This is a genomic window from Mycobacterium marseillense, assembly GCF_010731675.1.
Taxonomy (GTDB): Bacteria; Actinomycetota; Actinomycetes; order Mycobacteriales; family Mycobacteriaceae; genus Mycobacterium; species Mycobacterium marseillense.
In genome coordinates this window covers 5,163,708-5,186,374 of sequence record NZ_AP022584.1, presented here as the reverse complement: position 1 = coordinate 5,186,374, position 22,667 = coordinate 5,163,708, and the positions used below count along the sequence as shown (strand labels likewise).

At 68.2% G+C, this 22,667-nt stretch carries 15 protein-coding genes; 9 read left to right on the top strand and 6 right to left on the bottom strand.

Translation table 11 applies throughout. The features are described 5' to 3' along the window. Nucleotides 1–56 precede the first annotated feature (56 nt). On the top strand, nt 57–1,424 hold the full coding sequence (locus tag G6N26_RS24255; protein ID WP_083020276.1) for an FAD-binding oxidoreductase: 1,368 nt from the start codon (nt 57–59) through the stop codon (nt 1,422–1,424). Between the two features lie 117 nt (nt 1,425–1,541). Here G6N26_RS24255 and G6N26_RS24250 read toward each other — a convergent pair whose 3' ends face one another. After that, complete coding sequence (locus G6N26_RS24250; RefSeq protein WP_067173907.1) at nt 1,542–2,525, bottom strand: NAD(P)/FAD-dependent oxidoreductase; 984 nt, start codon at nt 2,523–2,525, stop codon at nt 1,542–1,544. 234 nt (nt 2,526–2,759) lie between these two features. Between G6N26_RS24250 and G6N26_RS24245 the strand changes: the two genes are divergently transcribed. After that, nucleotides 2,760–4,001, top strand: a complete 1,242-nt coding sequence (locus tag G6N26_RS24245; RefSeq protein ID WP_163648873.1) for a cytochrome P450 — start codon at nt 2,760–2,762, stop codon at nt 3,999–4,001. Next, the gene (locus G6N26_RS24240) at nt 4,001–4,582 is read left to right on the top strand and encodes a TetR/AcrR family transcriptional regulator (RefSeq protein ID WP_014941463.1); all 582 of its coding nucleotides are present in this window, start codon (nt 4,001–4,003) and stop codon (nt 4,580–4,582) included. The genes G6N26_RS24245 and G6N26_RS24240 overlap by 1 nt, the downstream gene beginning before the upstream one ends. 5 nt (nt 4,583–4,587) lie before the next feature. Here the strand turns inward: G6N26_RS24240 and G6N26_RS24235 are convergent, their stop codons facing one another. Beyond that, nucleotides 4,588–5,739 carry an acyltransferase family protein gene (locus G6N26_RS24235; RefSeq protein WP_067173901.1) on the bottom strand — a complete coding sequence of 384 codons (1,152 nt, stop codon included), beginning with the start codon at nt 5,737–5,739 and terminating at the stop codon, nt 4,588–4,590. Next, the gene (locus G6N26_RS24230) at nt 5,736–7,442 is read right to left on the bottom strand and encodes a DEAD/DEAH box helicase (RefSeq protein ID WP_067173899.1); all 1,707 of its coding nucleotides are present in this window, start codon (nt 7,440–7,442) and stop codon (nt 5,736–5,738) included. Before G6N26_RS24230 ends, G6N26_RS24235 begins: the two co-directional genes overlap by 4 nt. A gap of 132 nt (nt 7,443–7,574) precedes the next feature. Between G6N26_RS24230 and G6N26_RS24225 the strand changes: the two genes are divergently transcribed. Both G6N26_RS24225 and G6N26_RS24220 read left to right on the top strand, forming a co-directional pair. Further along, nucleotides 7,575–8,180, top strand: a complete 606-nt coding sequence (locus tag G6N26_RS24225; protein WP_067173930.1) for an LppP/LprE family lipoprotein — start codon at nt 7,575–7,577, stop codon at nt 8,178–8,180. 60 nt (nt 8,181–8,240) lie between these two features. Continuing rightward, nucleotides 8,241–11,672 carry a TM0106 family RecB-like putative nuclease gene (locus G6N26_RS24220; RefSeq protein ID WP_083020246.1) on the top strand — a complete coding sequence of 1,144 codons (3,432 nt, stop codon included), beginning with the start codon at nt 8,241–8,243 and terminating at the stop codon, nt 11,670–11,672. Here G6N26_RS24220 and G6N26_RS24215 read toward each other — a convergent pair. After that, on the bottom strand, nt 11,669–13,636 hold the full coding sequence (locus G6N26_RS24215) for an MFS transporter (protein ID WP_083020244.1): 1,968 nt from the start codon (nt 13,634–13,636) through the stop codon (nt 11,669–11,671). The genes G6N26_RS24220 and G6N26_RS24215 overlap by 4 nt on opposite strands. Before the next feature lie 273 nt (nt 13,637–13,909). On the opposite strand from G6N26_RS24215, the gene G6N26_RS24210 reads away from it, so the two are divergent. The 4 genes from G6N26_RS24210 to G6N26_RS24195 all read left to right on the top strand — a co-directional run bounded on the left by G6N26_RS24210 (nt 13,910) and on the right by G6N26_RS24195 (nt 20,551). After that, nucleotides 13,910–14,689: a hypothetical protein gene (locus G6N26_RS24210; RefSeq protein ID WP_179960265.1), complete on the top strand. Its 780-nt coding sequence runs from the start codon at nt 13,910–13,912 to the stop codon at nt 14,687–14,689. Between the two features lie 197 nt (nt 14,690–14,886). Further along, nucleotides 14,887–18,630 (top strand): multifunctional oxoglutarate decarboxylase/oxoglutarate dehydrogenase thiamine pyrophosphate-binding subunit/dihydrolipoyllysine-residue succinyltransferase subunit, encoded by a 3,744-nt coding sequence (locus G6N26_RS24205; protein ID WP_095576725.1) that lies wholly within the window; start codon nt 14,887–14,889, stop codon nt 18,628–18,630. Nucleotides 18,631–18,761: 131 nt separating this feature from the next. After that, nucleotides 18,762–19,589: an SDR family NAD(P)-dependent oxidoreductase gene (locus tag G6N26_RS24200; protein ID WP_067169371.1), complete on the top strand. Its 828-nt coding sequence runs from the start codon at nt 18,762–18,764 to the stop codon at nt 19,587–19,589. Between the two features lie 110 nt (nt 19,590–19,699). Next, complete coding sequence (locus G6N26_RS24195) at nt 19,700–20,551, top strand: SDR family NAD(P)-dependent oxidoreductase (protein WP_083020535.1); 852 nt, start codon at nt 19,700–19,702, stop codon at nt 20,549–20,551. 9 nt (nt 20,552–20,560) lie between these two features. Here G6N26_RS24195 and G6N26_RS24190 read toward each other — a convergent pair whose 3' ends face one another. Together G6N26_RS24190 and G6N26_RS24185 are read right to left on the bottom strand one after the other, a co-directional pair. Then, nucleotides 20,561–21,433 carry a glycine betaine ABC transporter substrate-binding protein gene (locus G6N26_RS24190; protein WP_083020534.1) on the bottom strand — a complete coding sequence of 291 codons (873 nt, stop codon included), beginning with the start codon at nt 21,431–21,433 and terminating at the stop codon, nt 20,561–20,563. Then, nucleotides 21,430–22,620, bottom strand: a complete 1,191-nt coding sequence (locus G6N26_RS24185) for an NAD(P)-dependent malic enzyme (RefSeq protein WP_067169379.1) — start codon at nt 22,618–22,620, stop codon at nt 21,430–21,432. Before G6N26_RS24185 ends, G6N26_RS24190 begins: the two co-directional genes overlap by 4 nt. Nucleotides 22,621–22,667 lie beyond the last annotated feature (47 nt).

Here is a 22,667-nt window from a genome sequence, read left to right as displayed (position 1 = left end):
GGGCGGCCGGTGCGATGGCGCCATCGCGGGCCGCGCGGCGGGCTTACTATCGGGCCGTGAGCTCTGACGCCCTGGCCAGCCTGATCGCCGACCTGCCCGACGGGATGGTCGTCACCGATCCGACCGTGACCGAGGGCTATCGCCAGGACCGCGCGTTTGACCCTTCGGCCGGCAAACCGCTGGCCGTCGTGCGGCCGCGGCGCACCGAGGAGGTGCAGACCGTGCTGCGCTGGGCCACCGCCAACCGGGTGCCCGTCGTGCCCCGCGGCGCCGGCAGCGGCCTGTCCGGCGGGGCGACCGCCCTGGACAACGGCATTGTGCTCTCGACGGAGAAGATGCGCGACATCGCCGTCGACCCGGTGACCCGGACCGCGGTCTGTCAGCCCGGACTGTTCAACGCCGAGGTGAAAAAAGCCGCCGCCGAACACGGCTTGTGGTATCCGCCGGATCCGTCGTCGTTCGAGATCTGCAGCATCGGCGGCAACATCGCGACCAACGCCGGCGGCCTGTGCTGCGTGAAGTACGGCGTCACCACCGACTATGTGCTGGGCATGCAGGTGGTGCTGGCCGACGGCACCGCCGTCCGGCTGGGCGGGCCGCGACTCAAGGACGTCGCCGGCCTGTCGCTGACCAAACTCTTCGTCGGCAGCGAAGGCACGCTGGGGGGCGTCACGGAGGTGACGCTGCGACTGGTGCCCAAGCAGAACGCGTCGAGCATCGTGGTCGCCAGCTTCGCGTCGGTGCAGGACGCGGTCGAGGCGGTGCTCGGGGTCACCGCCCGGCTTCGCCCGTCGATGCTGGAGTTCATGGACTCGGTGGCGATCAACGCCGTCGAAGACACCCTGCGCATGGACCTCGACCGCGGGGCGGCGGCCATGCTGGTGGCCGGGTCCGACGAACGCGGCCGCGCCGGCAGCGAGGACGCCGAAATCATGGCCAAGGTGTTCGCGGAAAGCGCTGCGACGGAGGTGTTTTCGACCGACGATCCCGACGAGGGCGAAGCGTTCGTCGTCGCGCGGCGGTTCTGCATCCCGGCCGTCGAGGCCAAGGGATCGCTGTTGCTCGAGGACGTCGGCGTGCCGCTTCCCGCGCTGGGCCGGCTGGTCACAGGGATCGCGGGCATCGCCGCCGAACGCGACCTGATGATCTCGGTGATCGCCCACGCCGGCGACGGCAATACCCACCCGCTGATCGTCTACGATCCCGCCGACGCCGACATGACCGAACGCGCTCACCTGGCGTTCGGCGAGATCATGGACCTGGCCGTCGGTCTGGGCGGCACGATCACCGGCGAGCACGGCGTCGGCCGGTTGAAGCGGCCGTGGCTGGCGGGCTATCTCGGGCCCGACGTGATGGACCTCAACCGGCGGATCAAGCAGGCGTTGGATCCGCAGGGCATCCTCAACCCCGGGTCGGGTATCTAGTTCCCTGTCCGAAGTCGGCTCGGGTGTGCGGCTGGCCGCACACTCGGTCACCAGCGTGCGGCTGGACGCACACTCGGCGCTCGCGAACTTCGAAGGATTCGGCCCTCAGTGCCAGGGTCACCGTGTCGGTGTTGAGGCATCGGCATAGTCGTTGTCTTTCGCCGCGACCGTGGGCCATGGCGGCGTCGGCAATCCCACATCGCCGCCCAACAAGCCCTGCACGACGGCGGCGCCGGCCAGCGAGCCACTGGCCACCGCCGCCGCCACCTGCGGCATCTGGGCGCAGAGGTCACCGGCGGCGAAGACGCCGGGCACCGATGTGCGTTGGAAGGAATCAACTGCAAGGGCGTCGGCGGCCATCGGTCCCGGCGGGGCGACGGCGGCACCCAGTTGAGTGGCCAGCGCGGAACGCTGGTGCAGCGTCGCCACCACCAGCGCACCGGCGCGCATCATGCGGGAGCCGTCGTCGAACACAACCCCCGTCAAGTCACCTGCATGCGAGGCGAATTGCGCAATAGGCCGCTCATCCACGGCGATCCCCGCCACCCCGAGCAGCCGATGGTGCTCGGCAGCCAGCGTGGCTGGTCCGTTGGTGAGGACAACGATGTCATCACTCCAGCCGCGCAGCAGCAACGCGGAATGCACCGCCCGCTCACCATTCGCCACGACAGCGAGTGGTTGATCGCGGACCTCCCAGCCATGACAGAACGGGCAGTGAAACACCGACCGTCCCCAAAGATCCTGTAGCCCCGGAATGTTCGGCGCGCGGTACTCCATCCCCGTAGCCAACAGCACCGTGCGGGTACGCTCGCGCCGCCCGTCGGCCAGCCCGACGACGAAACCGTGCTCAGCGGAGAGGACTTCACCGTCCCGAATCTCAACGCTCGGATACGCGGCCAACTCGGCCCGGCCAGCAGAGTACAACTCGGCAGGCGGGCGGCCATCATGGCCCAGCAGACCACCTATTCCATGAGCGGCCCTGTTACTTTGCGCGCCGCCGTCCACCAGGAGTGTGCGTCGGCGAGCCCGTCCGAGCACCAGTGCGGCGCTAAGCCCGGCGGCACCGCCTCCGACAATCACGCAATCCCATGACTCACTCATGCATCCAAGCTTGCCTACGACCGGCGAAAACGCCAACCTTGTTTGCCATGCAGGCAAACGAGGACTCTGTCCACGCCCGCGTGCGCCGCAGGTCGCGACACGGCGAGCTTGTCCACCTCCGCGCCTGGTGACAGTCGCTGCCTGGGCGGCCAATGAGCAATGTGAGCAATGCATGCGCGTTCCGATTGAGCCCGACGGGTTGACAGAGCGCAACTATTGTCGTACGAATGAGACATGGCTGTCGTTATGTCTCACCAAGCACCGGTCGCTTTCCAGCTGGCCACCGCCGACACCTGGCCCAATCCGTGGCCGATGTACCGCGCCTTGCGCGATCACGACCCGGTGCACCACGTGGTGCCACCCAATCACCCCGAACATGACTACTACGTGTTGTCCCGGCACGCCGACGTGTGGGCCGCGGCCCGCGACCACGAGACTTTCTCCTCCGCCAAGGGCCTGACCGTCAACTACGATGACCTGGAACTAATTGGGCTGCAGGATAATCCACCGTTTGTGATGCAGGATCCACCGGTACACACCGAGTTCCGCAAGCTGGTGTCGCGCGGCTTCACGCCGCGGCAGGTGGAGGCCGTGGAGCCCAAGGTCACCGAATTCGTCGTCGAGCGCATCGAGGGGTTGCGTTCGGCCGGCGGCGGCGACATCGTCGCGGAGCTGTTCAAACCGCTGCCGTCGATGGTGGTCGCCCACTATCTCGGTGTGCCCGAGGAGGACTGGGCTCAGTTCGACGGCTGGACCCAGGCAATCGTCGCGGCCAACACCGCCGAAGGCGGCGTTGCCGGCGCGCTGGAAACCGTCGGCGATGCGGTCGGATCGATGATGACCTACTTCACCGGGCTGATCGAAAGGCGCCGGACCGAGCCCGAGGACGACACCATCTCGCACCTGGTGTCCGCCGGAGTGGGCGCCGACGGTGACATCGCCGGCACCCTGTCGATCCTGGCGTTCACCTTCACCATGGTCACCGGCGGGAACGACACCGTCACCGGCATGCTCGGCGGTTCGATGCCGCTGCTGCACGAACGCCCCGACCAACGTCAGCTGCTGGTGGACGACCCCGGCCGCATTCCGGATGCGGTCGAGGAATTGCTGCGGATGACCTCGCCGGTGCAGGGCCTGGCCCGCACGGCGACCCGGGACGTGACCGTGGGCGAGACGACCATCCCGGCTGGGCGCAGGGCGCTGTTGCTCTACGGTTCGGCCAACCGCGACGAACGCCAGTATGGTTCGGATGCAGGCGAACTCGACGTGGCCCGATGCCCCCGCAACATCCTGACTTTCAGCCATGGCGCCCACCATTGCCTGGGCGCCGCCGCCGCGCGGATGCAATCCCGCGTCGCGCTGACCGAGCTCCTGACCCGTTGCCCGAGCTTCGAGGTGGACGAATCCGGCATCGTCTGGGCCGGCGGCAATTACGTGCGGCGCCCGTTGTCGGTGCCGATTCGGATGAAGTCCTGATGCCCGGCAACGACTGGCTGGGTACGCACCGAAGCGAAGCGGCCGCCGACCGGATCCTCGATGCGGCCGAGCAGCTCTACACGCAGCGCGACTCGGACTCGATCGGCATGAACGAAATCGCCCGCGCGGCAGGCTGTTCCCGCGCGACACTGTACCGGTATTTCGAGAACCGCGAGACGCTGCGAACCGCCTACATTCACCGCGAAACCCACCGGCTGGGCCGCAAGATCATCGCGCGCACCGGCGGCATCGAGGACCCGCGCGAACGGCTGATCGCGAGCATTCTCGTCACACTCGAAATGGTTCGCGAAAGCCCCGCGCTGGCATCGTGGTTTGCCACCACCCGCCCGCCGGTGGGTGGTGAACTGGCCGGGCAGTCGGATGTCATCGCGGCCCTGGCGGTGGCGTTCCTGCAGTCGTTAGGACCCGACGATCCCGCCGTCATCGAGCGCCGCGGTCGCTGGATGGTGCGGGTGATCGTTTCGCTGCTGACCTATCCGGGCCGCGACGAAGACGAGGAGCGGGCGATGATCGAGGAATTCGTCGTCCCGATCGTGACGCCGGTTTCCGCCCGGGACTAACCTGCTCAATCCCGCACACGGGTGAACCGGTGCAGCAGCCACGCCAGCGGGATCGTCACCACCAGCGTCGCGACGTACAGGTACAGCATCGAACCGGTGTAGACGCGCGCGCCGACGATGTAGTCCATCGCGAATTCCATGGTGATCAGGTGGATCAGGAAGATCTCGTAGGAGATCTCCCCCAGCCATACCATCGGGCGGCTGGCCAAAAGCCGCGAATACCAGCCTTGGGCATCGGGCGCGCCGCCCAGAGCCAGCGGTGCCACCGCCAGCGCGGCGATGACGGCGTAGAAGCACGTCTTGAACAACGCCTCGCTCAGCGTCGCCGGGGACGTCGTGGGCGCGCCGGCGATGGGTGTGGACGCGATGAAGTAGCAGATGACGGCCAGCGGGATGGCCACGAACCCGTAGCCGCGCACCCCCATTTCCTGCAGCACGGTCAGCATCATCCCGGCGAGGAACCAGGCCAAGTAGGTGGGCAGCCACAGCCGGGCTCCGTCGGGAAACCAGTGGTCGGTGTGCACCAGCACCAGCCATGCCGGGCTGAGCAACGCCAGCCCCGCCAGGGCGCCCAGCACCAGCTTCGGCTGCCACTGCCGTCGGCAGAGCACCACCAGCAGCAGGTAGGCCAGCAGCGGAAGGATGACGTAGAACGAACCCTCCACCGCCAGGCTCCACATCTGCGTCAGGCCCTGATGCAGATACTTGCCCAGGTAGCCGTTGCAGTAGATCTGGGTCAGTGTCAGATTGCGCGCCAGCCCCAGCCACGAGTGTCCGGGGTTTGGCCCCGCCTCGCGGTAGTGGTACAGCACGTAGGCGAACAGCACGGTGATGACGTAGGCGGGCATGATGCGCCGAACCCGGTGCCACGCATAGCGACTCAGCGACGGCGGCGGGCCGCCGGTCGCGGCGGATTTCACCCACGGGCGGAACAGCAGATAACCGGAGAGCACGAAGAAGATCGGCACCCCGATCTCCATCCGAGAACCGACCAGGCCCCAATAGCCGTGCGTGTATTTGCCGGTGGTGTAGGCCGCGTGGGTACCGACGACGAGCAGCGCGGCGACGGCGCGGACGCCGGTCAGCGAGGCGACGCGGTCGACGCGAGAGGTCTGCTCGAGCCCGCCCTGGGCGTCCTGTTCTTCGGACAGCGTCATCCGCCGTGTTTCCTGCGCGGCTTCCCGCCCCCCTCGCGGCCGCCGTGGGCCTTGGCGGAAGACCTGTCCGGCTGAAGGTTGATCAACACCCCCGAAATACGGGTCTGCTCAAGCCTTTTGAATGTGGACTTGGGCAACTTCGCCGGCAGCTCCACCAGCGAGAAGTCCGGTCCGATCGCGATGTGGCCGAAGTCGCTGCGATGCAGCCCGCCCTCGTTGGCGATGGCGCCCACGATCGCGCCCGGACCGATCTTGTGGCGCTTGCCCACCGCGATGCGGTACGTGGCGAAGGGCCGTGTAGACCTTGGCTTTTCGGGACGATCGCGCCGTTCGGTGCGCCGCTCGCGCCGCTCGGGCGGGGGTTCGGGGGCCATCAGGAATGCCTCGCCGTCGCGGGATTGCAAGGCCAGCGCGGCGGCGATGTCGGCCATCGGGGTGTCGTGCTCGCGCTCGTAGTCCTGGACCAGTTTGCGGAACAGGTCGATGCCGGGGGCCCCGAGCGCGGTGGTGATCGAATCCGCGAACTTGGCCACCCGCTGCGCGTTGACGTCCTCGACGGTGGGGAGCTCGGTTTCGGTGAGCGTCTGCCGCGTGGCCTTTTCGATCGCCTTGAGCAGGTGGCGCTCTCGCGGGGAGACGAAGAGCAGCGCGGTTCCCGAACGTCCGGCCCTGCCGGTGCGCCCGATCCGGTGCACGTACGACTCGGTGTCATGCGGGATGTCGTAGTTGAGCACGTGCGAGATCCGCTCGACGTCGAGCCCGCGCGCGGCCACATCGGTGGCGACCAGGATGTCGATGCTGCCGTCCTTCAGGGCGCTGACGGTCCGCTCGCGCTGGCCCTGCGGGATGTCGCCGTTGATGGCGGCCGCAGAGAAACCTCGCGCCCTGAGCTTTTCGGCGACTTCCTCGGTGGCCTGTTTGGTTCTGACGAAGATGATCATCGCCTCGAACCGCTCGACTTCGAGGACGCGGGTCAGCGCGTCCATCTTGCGGGGGCCGGCGACCTGGATGTAGCGCTGGGAAATGTTCTCGGCGGTGGCGGTTTTCGCTTTGGTGCTGACTTCGAGCGGATCGTGCAGGTACTTGGTGGTGAGCTTGCGGATCGCGGGCGGCATGGTCGCGGAGAACAGCGCCACCTGTTTGTATTCGGGGGTCTCGGACAGGATGCGATCGACTTCTTCGGCGAAGCCCATGGTGAGCATCTCGTCGGCCTCGTCGAGCACCAGGTAGTCGACGTGGGACAGGTCCAGCGTCCCCCGTTCGAGGTGGTCGATCACCCGGCCGGGAGTGCCGACCACCACATGGGCGCCGCGACGCAGCCCGGCCAACTGCACGCTGTACGACGAGCCGCCATAGATCGGCAGCACGTTGATCTTGGGCAGGTGGGCACCGTAGCGGCTGAACGCCTCGGCGACTTGCAGGGCCAGTTCCCGGGTCGGGGCGAGCACCAGGGCTTGGGTGGCGGTGCTGGTGACGTCGATCTTGGACAGGATCGGGATCGCGAACGCGGCGGTCTTGCCGGTGCCGGTCTGCGCCAGCCCGACGACGTCGGAGCCAGCCATCAGGGCCGGGATCGTCGCGGCCTGGATGCCGGTGGGTGATTCGTAACCGACATCAGCGACCGCCCGCAGCACCGAGGGGTGGATCTGCAGGTCGGCAAACGTCGTAGAGGCAGCCCCGGTCGAGCTGTCTGAGAGGGTCATCGCCCAAGGAGTCTAGTGGTCTTTGGCAGCTCAGCAGACCTGAGCGCAGTGGGCCAGCGCTGCCGGGCGGTCCACGTGATCATCAGCACAGCCGATCCGGACCCGGCCACGCCTGCCACACCCGCGGAGCCGATGACGGTACGGTGCGTCGATGTGTGGTCGCTACCGTGTCGTACCGAGCCACTGACCTGCTCGGCCGCTATTGCATTGATCGCCGCCGCGTTGACCGGCTGCGGTTCAGGAGATTCCACAGTCGCCAAGACACCGCAGGCGAGGACGACTTCTGAGACCGCGTCGATCACGGCCCCGGCCACGCTGTCGCCGGCCGCCCAGCCCGGCAATGCGCCACCGGCCGATCCGTGCGCGGTCAACCTCGCCTCGCCCACCATCGCGAAGGTGGTGTCCGAGCTGCCGCGCGACCCGCGCAGTCAGCAGCCGTGGAATCCCGAGCCGCTGGCCGGCAACTACAACCAGTGCGCGCAGCTGTCGGCGGTGATCATCAAGGCCAACACCAACGCGGTCAGTCCCACCACGCGCGCGGTGCTGTTCCACCTCGGCCAATTCATCCCGCAGGGCGTCCCCGACACCTATGGCTTCAATGGGATTGACCCGGCGCAAACCACGGGCGACACCGTGGCGCTGACCTACCCGGGCGGGATCAAGGGCTTGAACACAAACGTGAAGTTCCATTGGAACGGCAGCACGGTCGAACTGATCGGCAATACGCCCGCGCACTGATCCCGGGCACGCGCGCCCGGCGCGACCATCCTGTCGGAGCCCTGACCTACAGTGGCTCCAGTGTTCGTGACCGGCGACAGCATCGTTTACAGCGCGTCGGACCTTGCCGCAGCCGCCCGCTGCGAGTTCGCGCTGCTGCGGGATTTCGACGCGAAACTCGGCCGCGGACCGGCGACCGCCATCGAGGACGAACTGCTCACGCGGACAGCCGCCCTCGGTGACGAGCATGAGCGGCGCGAGCTCGACCGGTTGCGCGAGCGGTTCGGCGACGCCGTCGCGGTCATCGGCCGCCCCGCCTACACCCCCGCCGGGCTGGCGTCGGCCACCGACGCGACGCTGCGCGCCGTCGCCGACCGCGCCCCCGCCGTGTATCAGGCCGCGATGTTCGACGGCCGCTTCATCGGGTTCGCCGACTTTTTAATCCGTGACGGCGAGCAGTACCGGGTCGTCGATACCAAGCTGGCCCGCTCGGAGAAGGTGACCGCGCTGTTGCAACTGGCCGCGTACGCCGACGTGCTGGCCGCCTCGGGCGTGCCGGTCGCGCCGGAGGCCGAACTGTGGCTCGGTGACGCAACGGCCGTGCGGCACCGCGTCTGCGACCTGGTCCCGGTTTATCGTGCGCAGCGGGCGCGGCTGCAGCGCCTGCTCGACGAGCACCATGCGGGCGGAACGGCGGTGCGCTGGGCCGACGAAAGCGTGGCTGCCTGTTTCCACTGTCCGTTGTGCATCGAGCAGCTGCGGGCCGCCGACGACGTGCTGTTGGTCGCCGGCTTGCGAGTAAGCCAGCGGGACAAGCTGTTCGATGCCGGCATCACCACCGTCGCCGAACTGGCCGCCCAGAGCGGACCCGTGCCTGAGCTGCCCCAAGGTGTCGTCACCACCTTGGCCACCCAGGCGAAACTGCAGGTGCGCCAACGCGACACCGGGGTTCCGCAGGTCGAGGTCATCGACGCGCAGCCGCTGGCGTTGCTCCCCGAGCCGGATCCCGGTGATCTGTTCTTCGACTTCGAAGGCCACCCGCTGTGGACGACCGATGGCCGCGAGTGGGGTCTGGAATATCTGTTCGGCGTTTTGGAGGCCGGGCCTACGGGCACGTTCCGCCCGCTGTGGGCGCACAACCGGGCCGACGAACGCCAAGCACTGATCGATTTCCTGGCGATGGTGGCCAAACGACGCAGGCGTCGCCCCAACATGCACATCTACCACTACGCGCCCTACGAGAAGACGGCGTTGCTGCGGCTCGCCGGGCGCTACGGCGTCGGCGAGGACGAAGTCGACGAGCTGCTGCGCAGCGGGACGCTTGTCGACCTCTATCCGTTGGTGCGCAGGAGCATTCGCGTCGGCGCGGAGTCGTTCAGCCTCAAGGCGCTCGAGCCGCTCTACATGGGCTCCCAACTGCGCGCGGGCGACGTGACCACGGCCACCGGTTCGATCACCTCCTACGCACGGTATTGCGACCTGCGCGCAGAGGGCCGCACGGACGAGGCCTCCTCCGTGCTCAAGGAGATCGAGGACTACAACCACTACGACTGCCGGTCGACGCAGGAATTGCGTAACTGGCTTATGCTGCGCGCCTATGAATCCGGCGTCGTGCCGATCGGCGCCCAGCCCGTGGGCGACGGCAACACCGTCGAGGACCGCGACCGATTGGCGGTAACCCTGTCGGCGTTCACCGGGGCCGCCGGCATCGACGAGCGCACCCCGGAACAGACGGCGGTGGCGCTGGTGGCCGCCGCGCGCGGCTACCACCGTCGCGAGGACAAGCCGTTCTGGTGGGCGCATTTCGACCGGCTGAACTTCCCCGTCGACGAATGGGCGGACAACACCGACGTTTTCGTCGTCGAGAACGCCTCCGTCAGCCTCGACTGGCATACGCCGCCCCGCGCGCGCAAACCTCAGCGACGGTTGGAGCTGCGCGGCGAGGTGGCGCGCGGCGATCTGAAGAGCGACGTCTTTGCGCTGTACGAACCGCCGGCGCCGCCCGGCATGACCGATAGCCCGGACCGGCGCGCGGCGGGGCGGGCCACGGTCGTCGAGGCCGACGACCCGACGGTACCCACTAAGGTGGTCGTCCTCGAACGAGTTGGCGGCGACGGCAAGCCATTTCATCAGTTGCCCTTCGCGCTGACCCCCGGCCCACCCATTCCGACCACGCCGCTGCGGGAGTCGATCGAGGCGACCGCCGCCGCGGTCGGCGGGGGGCTGCCACGCCTGCCCGACAGCGCCATCGTCGACGTCCTGCTGCGCCGCGCGCCCCGCACGCGCAGCGGCGCTGCCCTGCCGCGCGGCACCGACGCCTCGAACATCACAGCCGACATCACCGGCGCACTACTGGATTTGGATTCGTCGTACCTGGCGGTGCACGGGCCGCCCGGCACCGGCAAGACGCACACGGCCGCGCGGGTGGTCCAACACCTGGTCTCCGAGCACGGCTGGCGCGTCGGTGCCGTCGCGCAGTCGCACGCCACGGTCGAGAACCTGCTCGACTGTGTGATCGACGCCGGCCTGGAGCCGCAACGGATCGCCAAGAAGCGCTATGACCACCAGTCGCCACGCTGGCAAGAGATCGACGGCAGCGCGTACGCCGCCTTCCTCGCCGACACGCCGGGCTGCGTGATCGGCGGCACCGCATGGGATTTCGCCAATGCCAACCGGATACCGCCGGGGAGCCTGGACCTGCTGGTGATCGACGAAGCCGGCCAATTCTGCCTGGCCAACACCATCGCCGTGGCCCCGGCCGCCGCGAATCTGCTGCTGCTCGGAGACCCCCAGCAGTTGCCGCAAGTCAGCCAGGGCACCCACCCCGAGCCGGTGGACACCTCGGCGCTGGATTGGCTGGTCGACGGCCAACGCACCCTGCCCGACGCACGTGGCTACTTCCTGGACCGCTCCTACCGGATGCACCCTGCCGTGTGCGCCGCGGTCTCCGCACTGTCGTATGAAGGCAGGCTGCATTCCGATGAATGCACCGCCGCGCGCCGCCTGGACGGGTATCGGCCCGGCGTGCAACTCCTTTCGGTTGAGCACCAAGGCAATTCGACCGAAAGCCCCGAGGAGGCCGACGCGATCGCCGCCGAAATCAGGCGACTCCTCGGCGCATCGTGGACCGATGAGCACGGACGCCGGGAGTTGACGGCCGCCGATGTGCTGGTGCTGGCGCCCTACAACGCCCAGGTGGCGCTGCTGCGTCGCCGGTTGGGCGCCGCCGGGCTGGGCGGCGTGCGGGTCGGGACCGTCGACAAGTTCCAGGGTGGCCAGGCGCCCGTGGTGTTCATCTCGATGACGGTCTCCTCGATGGACGTGGTGCCACGCGGAATCTCCTTCCTGCTCAACAGGAATCGACTCAACGTCGCCGTCAGTCGGGCGCAGTATGCCGCGGTGATCGTGCGGTCGCCGTCGCTGACGGAGTACCTGCCCGCCACACCGGCGGGCCTGACCGACCTGGGTGCTTTCCTGGCGCTCACCCAGCCCGATCTGCGTCGAGGCGCCTAATTGCCCGACGGTGAGTGCCGACCGTAACCGGTGGGATCGTCGTCAGGGTCGGGGCGCTGATGCTGGCCCCGCAGCGACTCGCCGTCGGTGAAATGGTGACCCGCCGGCCCGCGGTGGGGGCGGCGCGGCGGCCGGGTAAACCGGTCCACCGGCGGGCTGGGCTTGACCGAGCGCCGCACCGCGACCTGACGCAGGCGCTTACCGCTGTCCACGTGAGACCCGTTGTGGGCAAAGCCGATTGGTTGCGCTTGCGCGACCGGCTCGTCGAACGCGCGGGACGCCGCGTCAGCTCGCTTCCCGGACGGCGGGTCGCCGCGCTCGACATCGGATTCGCGAAGCAGGACGAATTCGACGTACTCGTCGTCGTCATAGTCGTCGTCGACGATGTCGTCTCCGCCGGGCTCGAAGGGGTCGCCGCCGCGGCCCGTGCGGGTCCAGGGCGCGAAGCCCACCAAGAACAGGGCGGCGATGATCCCGAACAGCGCGATGAACGCCGGCAACAGCACCGACTGCGACATCGCGGCGGCGAACGGGTCGCGCAGAAATCGGGGCAACTGCAACGTGATGGCGTCCTCGTCGAGGCCGCCTCCGGACGGTCGTCGCGGCATCTCGGCACTGATCCGCCAGGTCATGAACGCGGCCATGCCGGCGCTGCCGAGCACCGCGCCGAGCTGGCGAACCGAGTTGTACACCGCCGAGCCCGCGCCGGCCAGCTGCGCGGGCAGGTTCCGCGTCGCGGTCGCGGTCAGCGGCGACCACACGAACGCCATCCCCACGCCCATCGCGAAGAACGGCAACACCAGCCGCCAGATCGGCGTCGTGGGCGACATCTCGAACGTGATCCACGTCAGCGCGATCGCCAGCACCGAAAAGCCGAAACCGAGCACCGGCCGCGGATGGTAGTTGTCGACGATCTTGCCGACGAACGGCGCGAACACCCCGTTGGCGATCGCCATCGGCGCGATCAGCAAGGCCGAGCGCGTCGGCGACAGCCCGCACACAGCCTGCGCATAAAACGTCAGCGGCAGCATCATCGCCGTCGCGGTGAACGAGACGATGGCCACACCGACGTTGGACAGGCTGAAGTCGCGGTCGCCGAAGATGACCAACGGGACCAGCGGTTCGTTGGGGTTCACCGACTGCCAGAACACGAACACCGTCATGAACCCGAAGCCCGCGACGATCAACGCCCATATCCACGGCTCCCAGTGCGCGGCCTGCCCCTGTTGCAGCCCGAACACGATCAAGAACATGCCCACCCCGGACAGCCCGACCCCGATCAGGTCGAACCGGTGCGACTGGGTGGGCAGCACCGGGATCAGCCAATACGCCAACCCCAGCCCGATCACGCCGACGGGGACGTTGACGAAGAAGATCCATTGCCAGCCCAGCCCGTCGACCAGCACGCCGCCGGCCAGCGGCCCTACCAGGCTGGCGACGCCCGCGGTGGCGCCCCACAGGCTCACCGCGATGCCGCGTCGCTCCGGCGGGAAGATCCGGGTGATCGTCGACAAGGTTTGCGGGGTGAGCACGCCCGCTCCGACACCTTGCGCCACGCGGGCCGCGATCAGCATGGCGGCGCTGCCCGCCAGTCCGCACCACACCGAGGAGACGGTGAAGACCACCAGGCCGATCAGGTACAGGTTTTTGGGGCCGAACCGGTCCCCGAGGCGCCCGGCCACCAGCAGCACCACGGCGTAACCCAGCAGGTAGGCGCTGGTCACCCAGACCACGGTGTCGTAGCCGATACGCAGGCTGCCCATGATCGTAGGGTTCGCGATCGCGACGATGGTCGAGTCGACCATGATCATGAAAAAGCCGATCATCATCGCCCAGAGCGGGTTCCAGGGGTTCTGTGAGTGCGGCGAGCCCCGGGTGATGAAGTCCCAGCGATGGGCGGCCGGCGCCGGCCCGGCACCCGCACGCCGCTCACCCCCGGGCGTGCGGGGCGCAGCCGTGGTCATCCACCCCACCTCGTTTCGCTCCCGACGATGCCGTCACGCCGCCTCGGGCCCGTCCGGTCGACGGGCCTGAACTCCCAGGTCATCGAGCACGCGCACGGCGAACCGCTCACCACGACGACCGGCCGACGGCACGGCCGTCGCAGACATCCAGCCTGCATTATTCCCGGCGGCGCAAGAGGGCCGGCAGCCACGGATCCGATGGGGATCGATAACGCGTCAGAATTTGCCGCCGGCACGTTAGCCTGAAGAAACCCCATTTGCAGGAGAGACAGTATGCGGGCCCGACGGAACAGGTCGCCGAAGCGGTTTTTCACCATGGCCAACGCGGGAGAGGCGCCGACCGGCAAGAACGGTCGGCCCAAGATGTCCGCGCGGGCGTTGGCGCAGGTCATCGAGCGCAGCTCACGGATACAGGGCCCAGCCGCCGAGGCCTACGTGACCCGGCTGCGCAACGCCGATCCCGACGCCACCCCGGCCGAGATCCTGGCCAAGCTGCAGAAGCGTTACGTCGCCATCGTGACGGCCGGCGGCGTTGCGGTGGGGGCCGCGGCGACGGTCCCCGGCATCGGCACGCTGAGTGCCCTGTCCGCGGCGGCCGCGGAAACGGTGACGTTCCTGGAGGCCACCGCGTTCTTCGTGTTGGCGGTCGCGGTGGTCCACGACATTCCGGCCGATCACCGGGAACGCCGCCGCGCCCTGGTGCTGGCGGTGCTCGTCGGTGACAACAGCGAGCGCGCCGTCGCGCAGTTGATCGGTCCGCGGCGCACCAACGGCGGCTGGGTTTCCGAGAGCCTGGCCGCGCTGCCGCTGTCGTCGATGTCGGGACTGAACTCACGGCTGCTCAAGTCGTGGGTCAGGAAGTACACCGTGCGGCGGGGCGCCCTGCTGTTCGGCAAACTGCTGCCGGTCGGTATCGGGGTCGTGGTGGGAGCCGTCGGCAATTACCTCGCCGGCAAGAAGATGGTCCGCAACGCCAACCGGGCCTTCGGTCCCCCGCCCGCGCGCTGGCCCCGCGCGCTGCATCTGGTGCCGCCGATCCACGAAGCCGGCTAGCCCGCGGCGGCCCTCTCCGAGGCCCACCGGTCCGCCTGGCAGATTGGTAGCGAAAGGTTAGCCTTTATAGGGCGGCAGCAACTGGGTACCGCCATGGGTATGAGGTGCTCGGCCCGCCGGGCCGAGGAGGGTGCAGGTGCCGCGCGATAGCGCTGCGGTGACCCTGTAGGACAAAGGGATTGAGGCGAACTGCGGTCGTGAGCAACATAAGTTCACCATTCGGTCAAAACGAATGGCTGGTCGAGGAGATGTACCGCAAGTTCCGCGATGACCCCTCGTCGGTGGATCCGAGCTGGCATGAGTTCCTGGTCGACTACAACCCCGAGCCGACGAGCGAGGCGGCGCCGGCGTCGGGGACCAGCGGCGATGGTCGCGCGGCGGCAGCCCCCGCGCCGGCGAAGCCGGCCCCGGCGGCCCCGGCGGCCCCCCCGACCCCCAAGCCCGCGCCGCCCGCCAGCACGACACCCCCCGTCAGCACGGCCGCCGGCAATGGGGTCCCGGCGCGGCCCGCGCCGGCGAAAGCCGCCACTCCCCCGCCGGCCGAAGGCGACGAGTTGCAGACGCTGCGCGGTGCCGCGGCGGCCGTCGTCAAGAACATGTCGGCGTCGCTGGACGTGCCGACGGCGACCAGTGTGCGCGCCGTTCCGGCCAAGCTGCTGATCGACAACCGGATCGTCATCAACAACCAACTCAAGCGCACGCGCGGCGGCAAGATCTCGTTCACCCACCTGCTCGGGTACGCGCTGGTTCAGGCGATCAAGAAGTTCCCGAACATGAATCGGCACTACGCCGAGGTCGACGGCAAACCCACCGCCGTCACCCCGGCGCACACCAACCTGGGTCTCGCCATCGACCTGCAGGGCAAGGACGGCAAGCGTTCTTTGGTGGTGGCCGGCATCAAGGGCTGCGAGACGATGCGGTTCGCGCAGTTCGTCACCGCCTACGAAGACATCGTGCGGCGCGCCCGCGACGGCAAGCTGACCGCCGAAGACTTTGCCGGCGTGACGATTTCGCTGACCAACCCCGGCACCATCGGCACCGTGCACTCGGTACCGCGGCTGATGAACGGCCAGGGCGCGATCATCGGCGTCGGCGCCATGGAATACCCCGCCGAGTTCCAGGGCGCCAGCGAGGAACGCATCGCCGAGCTCGGGATCGGCAAGCTGATCACGCTCACCTCGACCTATGACCATCGCATCATCCAGGGCGCGGAATCCGGTGACTTCCTGCGCACCATCCACGAGATGCTGCTCTCGGACGCGTTCTGGGACGAGATCTTCCGCGAGCTGGGCAACCCGTACCTGCCGGTGCGCTGGAGCACCGACAACCCTGACTCGATCGTCGACAAGACCGCCCGGGTGATGGAGTTGATTGCGGCCTACCGCAATCGCGGCCACCTGATGGCCGACATCGACCCGCTGCGCTTGGACGGCAGCCGGTTCCGCAGCCACCCCGACCTCGAGATCCTCAACCACGGCCTGACGCTGTGGGATCTCGATCGGGTGTTCAAAGTCAACGGCTTTGCCGGCTCCGAGTACAAGAAGCTGCGTGACGTGCTGGGCCTGCTGCGCGACGCCTATTGCCGGCACATCGGCGTGGAGTACACCCACATTCTCGATCCCGCGCAACAGGAATGGCTCCAGCAGCGGGTCGAGACCAAGCACGTCAAACCAACGGTGGCCGAGCAGAAGTTCATCCTGAGCAAACTGAACGCGGCCGAGGCCTTCGAAACCTTCTTGCAGACCAAATACGTTGGGCAGAAACGGTTTTCGCTGGAAGGCGCGGAAAGCATCATTCCGATGATGGATGCGGCGATCGATCAGTGCGCCGAGCACGGGCTCGATGAGGTGGTCATCGGGATGCCGCACCGCGGCCGGCTCAACGTGCTGGCCAACATCGTCGGCAAGCCGTACTCCCAGATCTTTTCCGAATTCGAGGGCAACCTCAACCCGGCGCAGGCGCACGGCTCCGGCGACGTCAAATATCACCTGGGTGCCACCGGCGTGTACCTACAGATGTTCGGCGACAACGACATTCAGGTGTCGCTGACCGCCAACCCGTCGCACCTGGAAGCCGTCGACCCGGTGCTGGAGGGCCTGGTCCGGGCCAAGCAGGACCTGCTGGACCGGGGCGCCGAGGACCAGGGGGACGACAAGGCCTTCTCGGTGGTGCCGATGATGCTGCACGGCGACGCCGCGTTCGCCGGTCAGGGCGTGGTCGCCGAGGTCCTGAACCTGACGCACCTGCCCGGCTACCGGGTCGGCGGCACGATTCACATCATCGCCAACAACCAGATCGGCTTCACGACCGCGCCGGAGTACTCGCGCTCCAGCGAGTACTGCACCGACGTCGCGAAGATGATCGGGGCGCCGATCTTCCACGTCAACGGCGACGACCCGGAGGCGTGCGCGTGGGTGGCCAAGCTGGCCGTCGACTTCCGGCAGGAGTTCAAGAAGGACGTCGTCATCGACATGCTGTGCTACCGCAAGCGCGGGCACAACGAAGGCGATGACCCGTCGATGACCAATCCCGCCATGTACGACGTCGTCGACATCAAGCGCGGCGTCCGCAAGAGCTACACCGAAGCCCTGATCGGCCGCGGCGACATCTCGATGAAAGAAGCCGAGGACGCCCTGCGCGACTACCAGGGCCAACTCGAGCGGGTGTTCAACGAGGTTCGCGAGCTGGAGAAGCACGGCGCGCTGCCGAGCGAGTCGGTGGAGGCCGACCAGATGCTGCCCGCGGGCCTGGCCACCGCGGTGGACAAGGCGCTGCTGGCCCGGATCGGCGACGCGTTCCTGGCGCTACCCGAGGGCTTCACGGCGCACCCGCGGGTGCAGCCGGTTTTGGAGAAGCGCCGGGAGATGGCCTACGAGGGCAAGATCGACTGGGCCTTCGCCGAACTGCTGGCGCTGGGCTCGCTGGTGGCCGAGGGCAAGCTGGTGCGGCTGTCGGGGCAAGACACCCGGCGCGGCACCTTCTCGCAGCGGCACTCGGTGATCATCGACCGCAACACCGGGGCGGAGTTCACGCCGCTGCAACTGCTGGCGACCAACACCGACGGCGCCCCCACCGGCGGCAAGTTCCTGGTCTACGACTCCCCGCTGTCGGAATACGCCGCCGTCGGATTCGAGTACGGCTACACCGTCGGTAACCCCGACGCCCTCGTCCTGTGGGAAGCCCAGTTCGGGGACTTCGTCAACGGCGCGCAGTCGATCATTGACGAGTTCATCAGCTCCGGTGAGGCCAAGTGGGGCCAGCTGTCCAACGTGGTGCTGCTGCTGCCGCACGGCCACGAAGGCCAGGGCCCCGACCACACGTCGGGCCGCATCGAGCGCTTCCTGCAGCTGTGGGCGGAGGGTTCGATGACGATCGCGGTGCCCTCCACGCCGTCCAACTACTTCCACCTGTTGCGCCGGCACGCCCTCGACGGCGTGCAGCGACCGCTGATCGTGTTCACCCCCAAGTCGATGCTGCGCAACAAGGCGGCCGTCAGCGACGTCAAGGACTTCACCGAGATCAAGTTCCGCTCGGTGCTCGAAGAACCGACCTACGAGGACGGCATCGGCGATCGCAGCAAGGTCAGCAGGGTCCTGCTGACCAGCGGCAAGCTCTACTACGAGTTGGTGGCCCGCAAGGCCAAGGACAACCGGGACGACGTGGCGATCGTGCGGATCGAGCAGCTCGCCCCGCTGCCCAAGCGCCGGCTGGGCGAAACGCTGGACCGCTACCCCAGCGTCAAGGAGTACTTCTGGGTGCAGGAGGAGCCGGCCAACCAGGGTGCCTGGCCGCGCTTCGGTCTGGAACTGCCCGAGCTCCTGCCCGACAAGCTGACCGGGCTCAAGCGGATCTCGCGGCGGGCGATGTCGGCTCCCTCGTCGGGCTCGTCGAAGGTGCACGCCGTCGAGCAGCAGGAGATCATCGACACGGCCTTCGGCTGATTCGCCGAGCGTCGACTTCTTGGCGCAAGCGTCGCGTTTCGCGCAACACGTCGACGTTCGCACCCGAAGAGAGTGGGACCGCCGGTACCGGCTAGCCTCGACGCTATCGGGCCAATCAGGAAGGGGCGCTCATGCAAGGGTTCGCCGGCAAGGTCGCGGTGGTGACGGGCGCGGGATCGGGCATCGGGCAGGCGCTGGCCCTCGAGTTGGGTCGCTCGGGCGCCAAGGTGGCCATCAGCGACGTCGACCTCGAAGGCCTGGCCCACACCGAGGAGCAGCTCAAGGCGATCGGTGCGCAGGTCAAGGCGGATCGCCTCGACGTGACCGAACGTGAAGCCTTCCTGGCCTACGCCGACGCGGTCAAAGAGCACTTCGGCACGGTCAACCAGATCTACAACAACGCCGGGATCGCCTTCACCGGTGACGTCGAAGTCAGCCAGTTCAAGGACATCGAACGCGTCATGGACGTCGACTTCTGGGGCGTCGTCAACGGCACCAAGGCGTTCCTCCCGCACCTGATCGCCTCGGGCGACGGGCACGTCGTCAACGTCTCCAGTGTGTTCGGGCTCTTCTCGGTGCCCGGGCAGGCGGCCTACAACTCGGCCAAGTTCGCCGTCCGCGGCTTCACCGAGGCGCTGCGCCAGGAGATGGTGGCGGCCGGTCATCCGGTGGCGGTGACCACGGTGCACCCGGGCGGCATCAAGACCGCGATCGCGCGCAACGCCGCCACCGCCGAGGGCCTCGACCAGGCCGAGCTGGCCAAGCTGTTCGACAAGCGGCTGGCCAAGACGAGCCCGCACCGCGCGGCCCAGATCATTCTCGACGCGGTGCGGAAGAAGAAGGCGCGGGTGCTCGTCGGCGCGGACGCCAAGGTGCTGGACATCTTGATTCGCCTGACGGGTTCGGGTTATCAGCAGCTGTTCGGGCCCGTCATGGGACGGCTGCTGCCTAAGCAGTGATCGATCTCTCACTGCTCCGGACGCGCGCGTTCACCATTTCGCCCTGCACTAGCCACCATCACTGGTAACGATTAGCGTCAACGCGTCAAGCGTGGTCGAGGGAGTGTTGCATGGATGGGTTCGCCGGCAAGGTTGCGGTGGTCACGGGCGCGGGCTCGGGCATCGGCCAGGCGCTGGCGGTCGAGCTGGGACGCGCCGGCGCCAAGGTGGCGATCAGCGATGTGGACACCGCAGGACTGGCGCAGACCGCCGAGCAACTGGCGGCGATCGGCGCGCCGGTCAAGGTGGACCAGCTCGACGTGACCGAGCGCAGCGCCTTCCTGGCCTACGCCGACGCCGTCCACGAGCATTTCGGCGCGGTCAACCAGGTCTACAACAACGCCGGGATCACGTTCATCGGCTCCATCGAGGACAGCCGGTTCAAGGACATCGAACGCGTGATTGACGTCGACTACTGGGGCGTCGTCAACGGCACCAAGGCGTTCCTCCCGCACCTGATCGCCTCCGGCGACGGACACGTCATCAACATCTCGAGCGCGCTCGGCCTGTTTTCCGCGCCCGGCCAGGCGGCATACGTCTCGGCCAAGTTCGCCGTCCGCGGGTTCACCGAGGCGCTGCACCAGGAGATGGCGCGCGCCGGCCACCCGGTGCGGGTGACGACGGTGCATCCCGGCGGCATCAAGACCGCCTTCGCCCGCAACGCCACCGGCGTTGAGGGTCTCGACCACGCCGAGCTGGCCAGCGTCTTCGAGGAACAGCAGGCCAAGACCACCCCGCAGCGGGCGGCTCAGCTCATCCTCGAAGGGGTGCGCAAGAACAAGGCCCGGGTGCTGGTGGGGCCGGACGTCAAGGCGATGGACCTGGTCGTGCGGCTGACGGCTTCGCGCCCGGAGCTGCTGCTGGGCGGCCCCATCATGAGCCGGCTACAGCAGATCGTGCACCGGCTGCTGCCCAAGCGCTGACCCCGCTCTTCAGCGCCCGAGCGGGTGTTCGGCCAGCCAGCCTGCCGCCACCGCCTGCGGGTCGGCGCCCGCACCCATTTGCCGGCGCATCTCGACCAGGGCGGCGGTGTCGAGCACGCCGGCCACTTCGTTGATCGCCAACAATTGCCGCTCGCTGAGCGCATTGCGGCGATACAGCGGCACCACGTTCTCGGCCCGGATCAGTGCCGGTTTGGCGTCGGCCAGGGCGACCAGGTCCGCGGGGACGCCGGGATCGGCCGTCGTCGTCCATCCCGCGGTCAGCTGCGCGGCCGCCACCGCCGCGAACATCGTTGTGGCGTCCGGGAATTCACGCGGAGCGGGAAGGCGGCAGGGGCCGACGGCCGACGGCGCCCCGCTGCCGGCGATGGTCCCGACGACGAGGCCGGCGCAGTGCTGGGGCAGCGTGCTCAGGTCCGCGCTGACGTCGCTGCCGCCCCAGGCCTTGGCGGTCGCCCGGCTCACCACCAGCACGGGTTTGTCCTCGGCGGCCGTCGCGTAGTCGCCCGCCGCGATGCCCTCGGGCAGCGCAGCGATCATCGCGCGGTAGACGTCTTTGTCCGACATCGCCGTCGCGCCGGGCTGCAGGCGCTGCAACACCCGGCCGGTGTAGGCGGGAACGACGGTGACTGCGCCCGAATCCAATTGGGCCTTCGGGTCGGTGGTCGCCTGGAATCGCGCGCCAAATCCGTAGGACCGCAAGGCGGCCACGTAGATGCCGGCCAGCAGCGCCGACTCGGCATCAGAGCGGGAACCGACCACCACTTCCGCGCGGGCGCGAGCATCGCCCCCGGTATCGGTCGCGCAACCGGAAACGGCGAGTAGGGCGGCGAGCAGCGGTGCCGCCAGCCTGCCGAGTCTCACCCGGTGGTGTCGGCGGCGATCGCCACGGCCGCGGCAACCGCTTCCCCGACGCGCAGGTCCAGCGGGCTGGGGACGATCCGGTCGGGAGCAAGGTCGTCGCTGACGACGGAGAAGATCGCCTCGGCCGCGGCGACCATCATCTTCTCGGTGATCCGGCGGGCGCCGGCTTCCAGCGCACCGCGGAACACGCCGGGAAATGCCAGCACGTTGTTGATCTGGTTCGGGAAGTCGCTGCGGCCGGTGGCCACCACCGACGCGTACTTGGCGGCGATCTGGGGGTGGATCTCCGGATCGGGGTTGGACAGGGCGAACACGATTCCGTTGGGCGCCATGGTCGCGATCATCTCTTCGGGGACCACGCCACCCGACAGACCGAGGAACACGTCGGCGCCCCGGATGGCTTCCGCCGCGCTACCGGTCAGGCCATCGGGATTGGTGCGCCGCGCCAAAGCCACTTTGACGTCGTTCATGTCGTCGCGGCCGGTGTGCAGAATTCCGCGCGAGTCGAGGACGGTGATGTCCGAAACACCCATCACCATAAGGAGATTGGTGCACGCGACGCCGGCGGCCCCGGCCCCCGAAACCACCACCTTCAGCGAGCTCATGTCCCGGCCGAGCAGCTTGCTGGCACCCATGAGCGCGGCCAGCACCACGATGGCGGTGCCGTGCTGGTCGTCGTGCATCACCGGGCAGTCCAGCGCCTCGATGACGCGGCGTTCGATCTCGAAGCAGCGCGGCGCGGAAATGTCCTCGAGGTTGACCGCGCCGAACGTCGGGCGCAGGCGCACCAGGGTTTCCACGATCTCGTCGGGGTCCTTGGTGTCCAACACGATCGGGATCGCGTTCAGCCCGCCGTACGCCTGAAACAGGGCACACTTGCCCTCCATGACCGGCAGCGACGCCGCGGGCCCGATGTCGCCCAGGCCCAGCACCGCGCTGCCGTCGCTGACCACCGCCACCAGCCGGTTGGCCCAGGTGTAGCGGGCCGCTTGAGCGTGGTCGGCGGCGATCGCGCGGCTGACCTGCGCCACGCCGGGGGTGTAGGCGATCGACAAAGCGCGCTGGGTGTCCAGCGGGGACGTCAGGCCTACCGAAAGCTTGCCGCCCAGGTGTGCCTCGAAGATCTCCTCGTCGGTGATCACGCCATGCTCGGCCTGCGTCTGTATCGATTCAAGCAATTCGGACACGGGGTTCAGGGTACTGACTACCCATTAGTAGGCCTAATTGGTGAGCT

Coding starts and splice junctions, on each gene's coding strand:
- G6N26_RS24250 (WP_067173907.1), bottom strand. CDS start 2,525: ATGAGTGAGTCATGGGATTGCGTGATTGTCGGAGGCGGTGCCGCCGGG.
- G6N26_RS24245 (WP_163648873.1), top strand. CDS start 2,760: ATGGCTGTCGTTATGTCTCACCAAGCACCGGTCGCTTTCCAGCTGGCC.
- G6N26_RS24240 (WP_014941463.1), top strand. CDS start 4,001: ATGCCCGGCAACGACTGGCTGGGTACGCACCGAAGCGAAGCGGCCGCC.
- G6N26_RS24235 (WP_067173901.1), bottom strand. CDS start 5,739: ATGACGCTGTCCGAAGAACAGGACGCCCAGGGCGGGCTCGAGCAGACC.
- G6N26_RS24230 (WP_067173899.1), bottom strand. CDS start 7,442: ATGACCCTCTCAGACAGCTCGACCGGGGCTGCCTCTACGACGTTTGCC.
- G6N26_RS24225 (WP_067173930.1), top strand. CDS start 7,575: ATGACGGTACGGTGCGTCGATGTGTGGTCGCTACCGTGTCGTACCGAG.
- G6N26_RS24215 (WP_083020244.1), bottom strand. CDS start 13,636: ATGACCACGGCTGCGCCCCGCACGCCCGGGGGTGAGCGGCGTGCGGGT.
- G6N26_RS24210 (WP_179960265.1), top strand. CDS start 13,910: ATGCGGGCCCGACGGAACAGGTCGCCGAAGCGGTTTTTCACCATGGCC.
- G6N26_RS24200 (WP_067169371.1), top strand. CDS start 18,762: ATGCAAGGGTTCGCCGGCAAGGTCGCGGTGGTGACGGGCGCGGGATCG.
- G6N26_RS24195 (WP_083020535.1), top strand. CDS start 19,700: ATGGATGGGTTCGCCGGCAAGGTTGCGGTGGTCACGGGCGCGGGCTCG.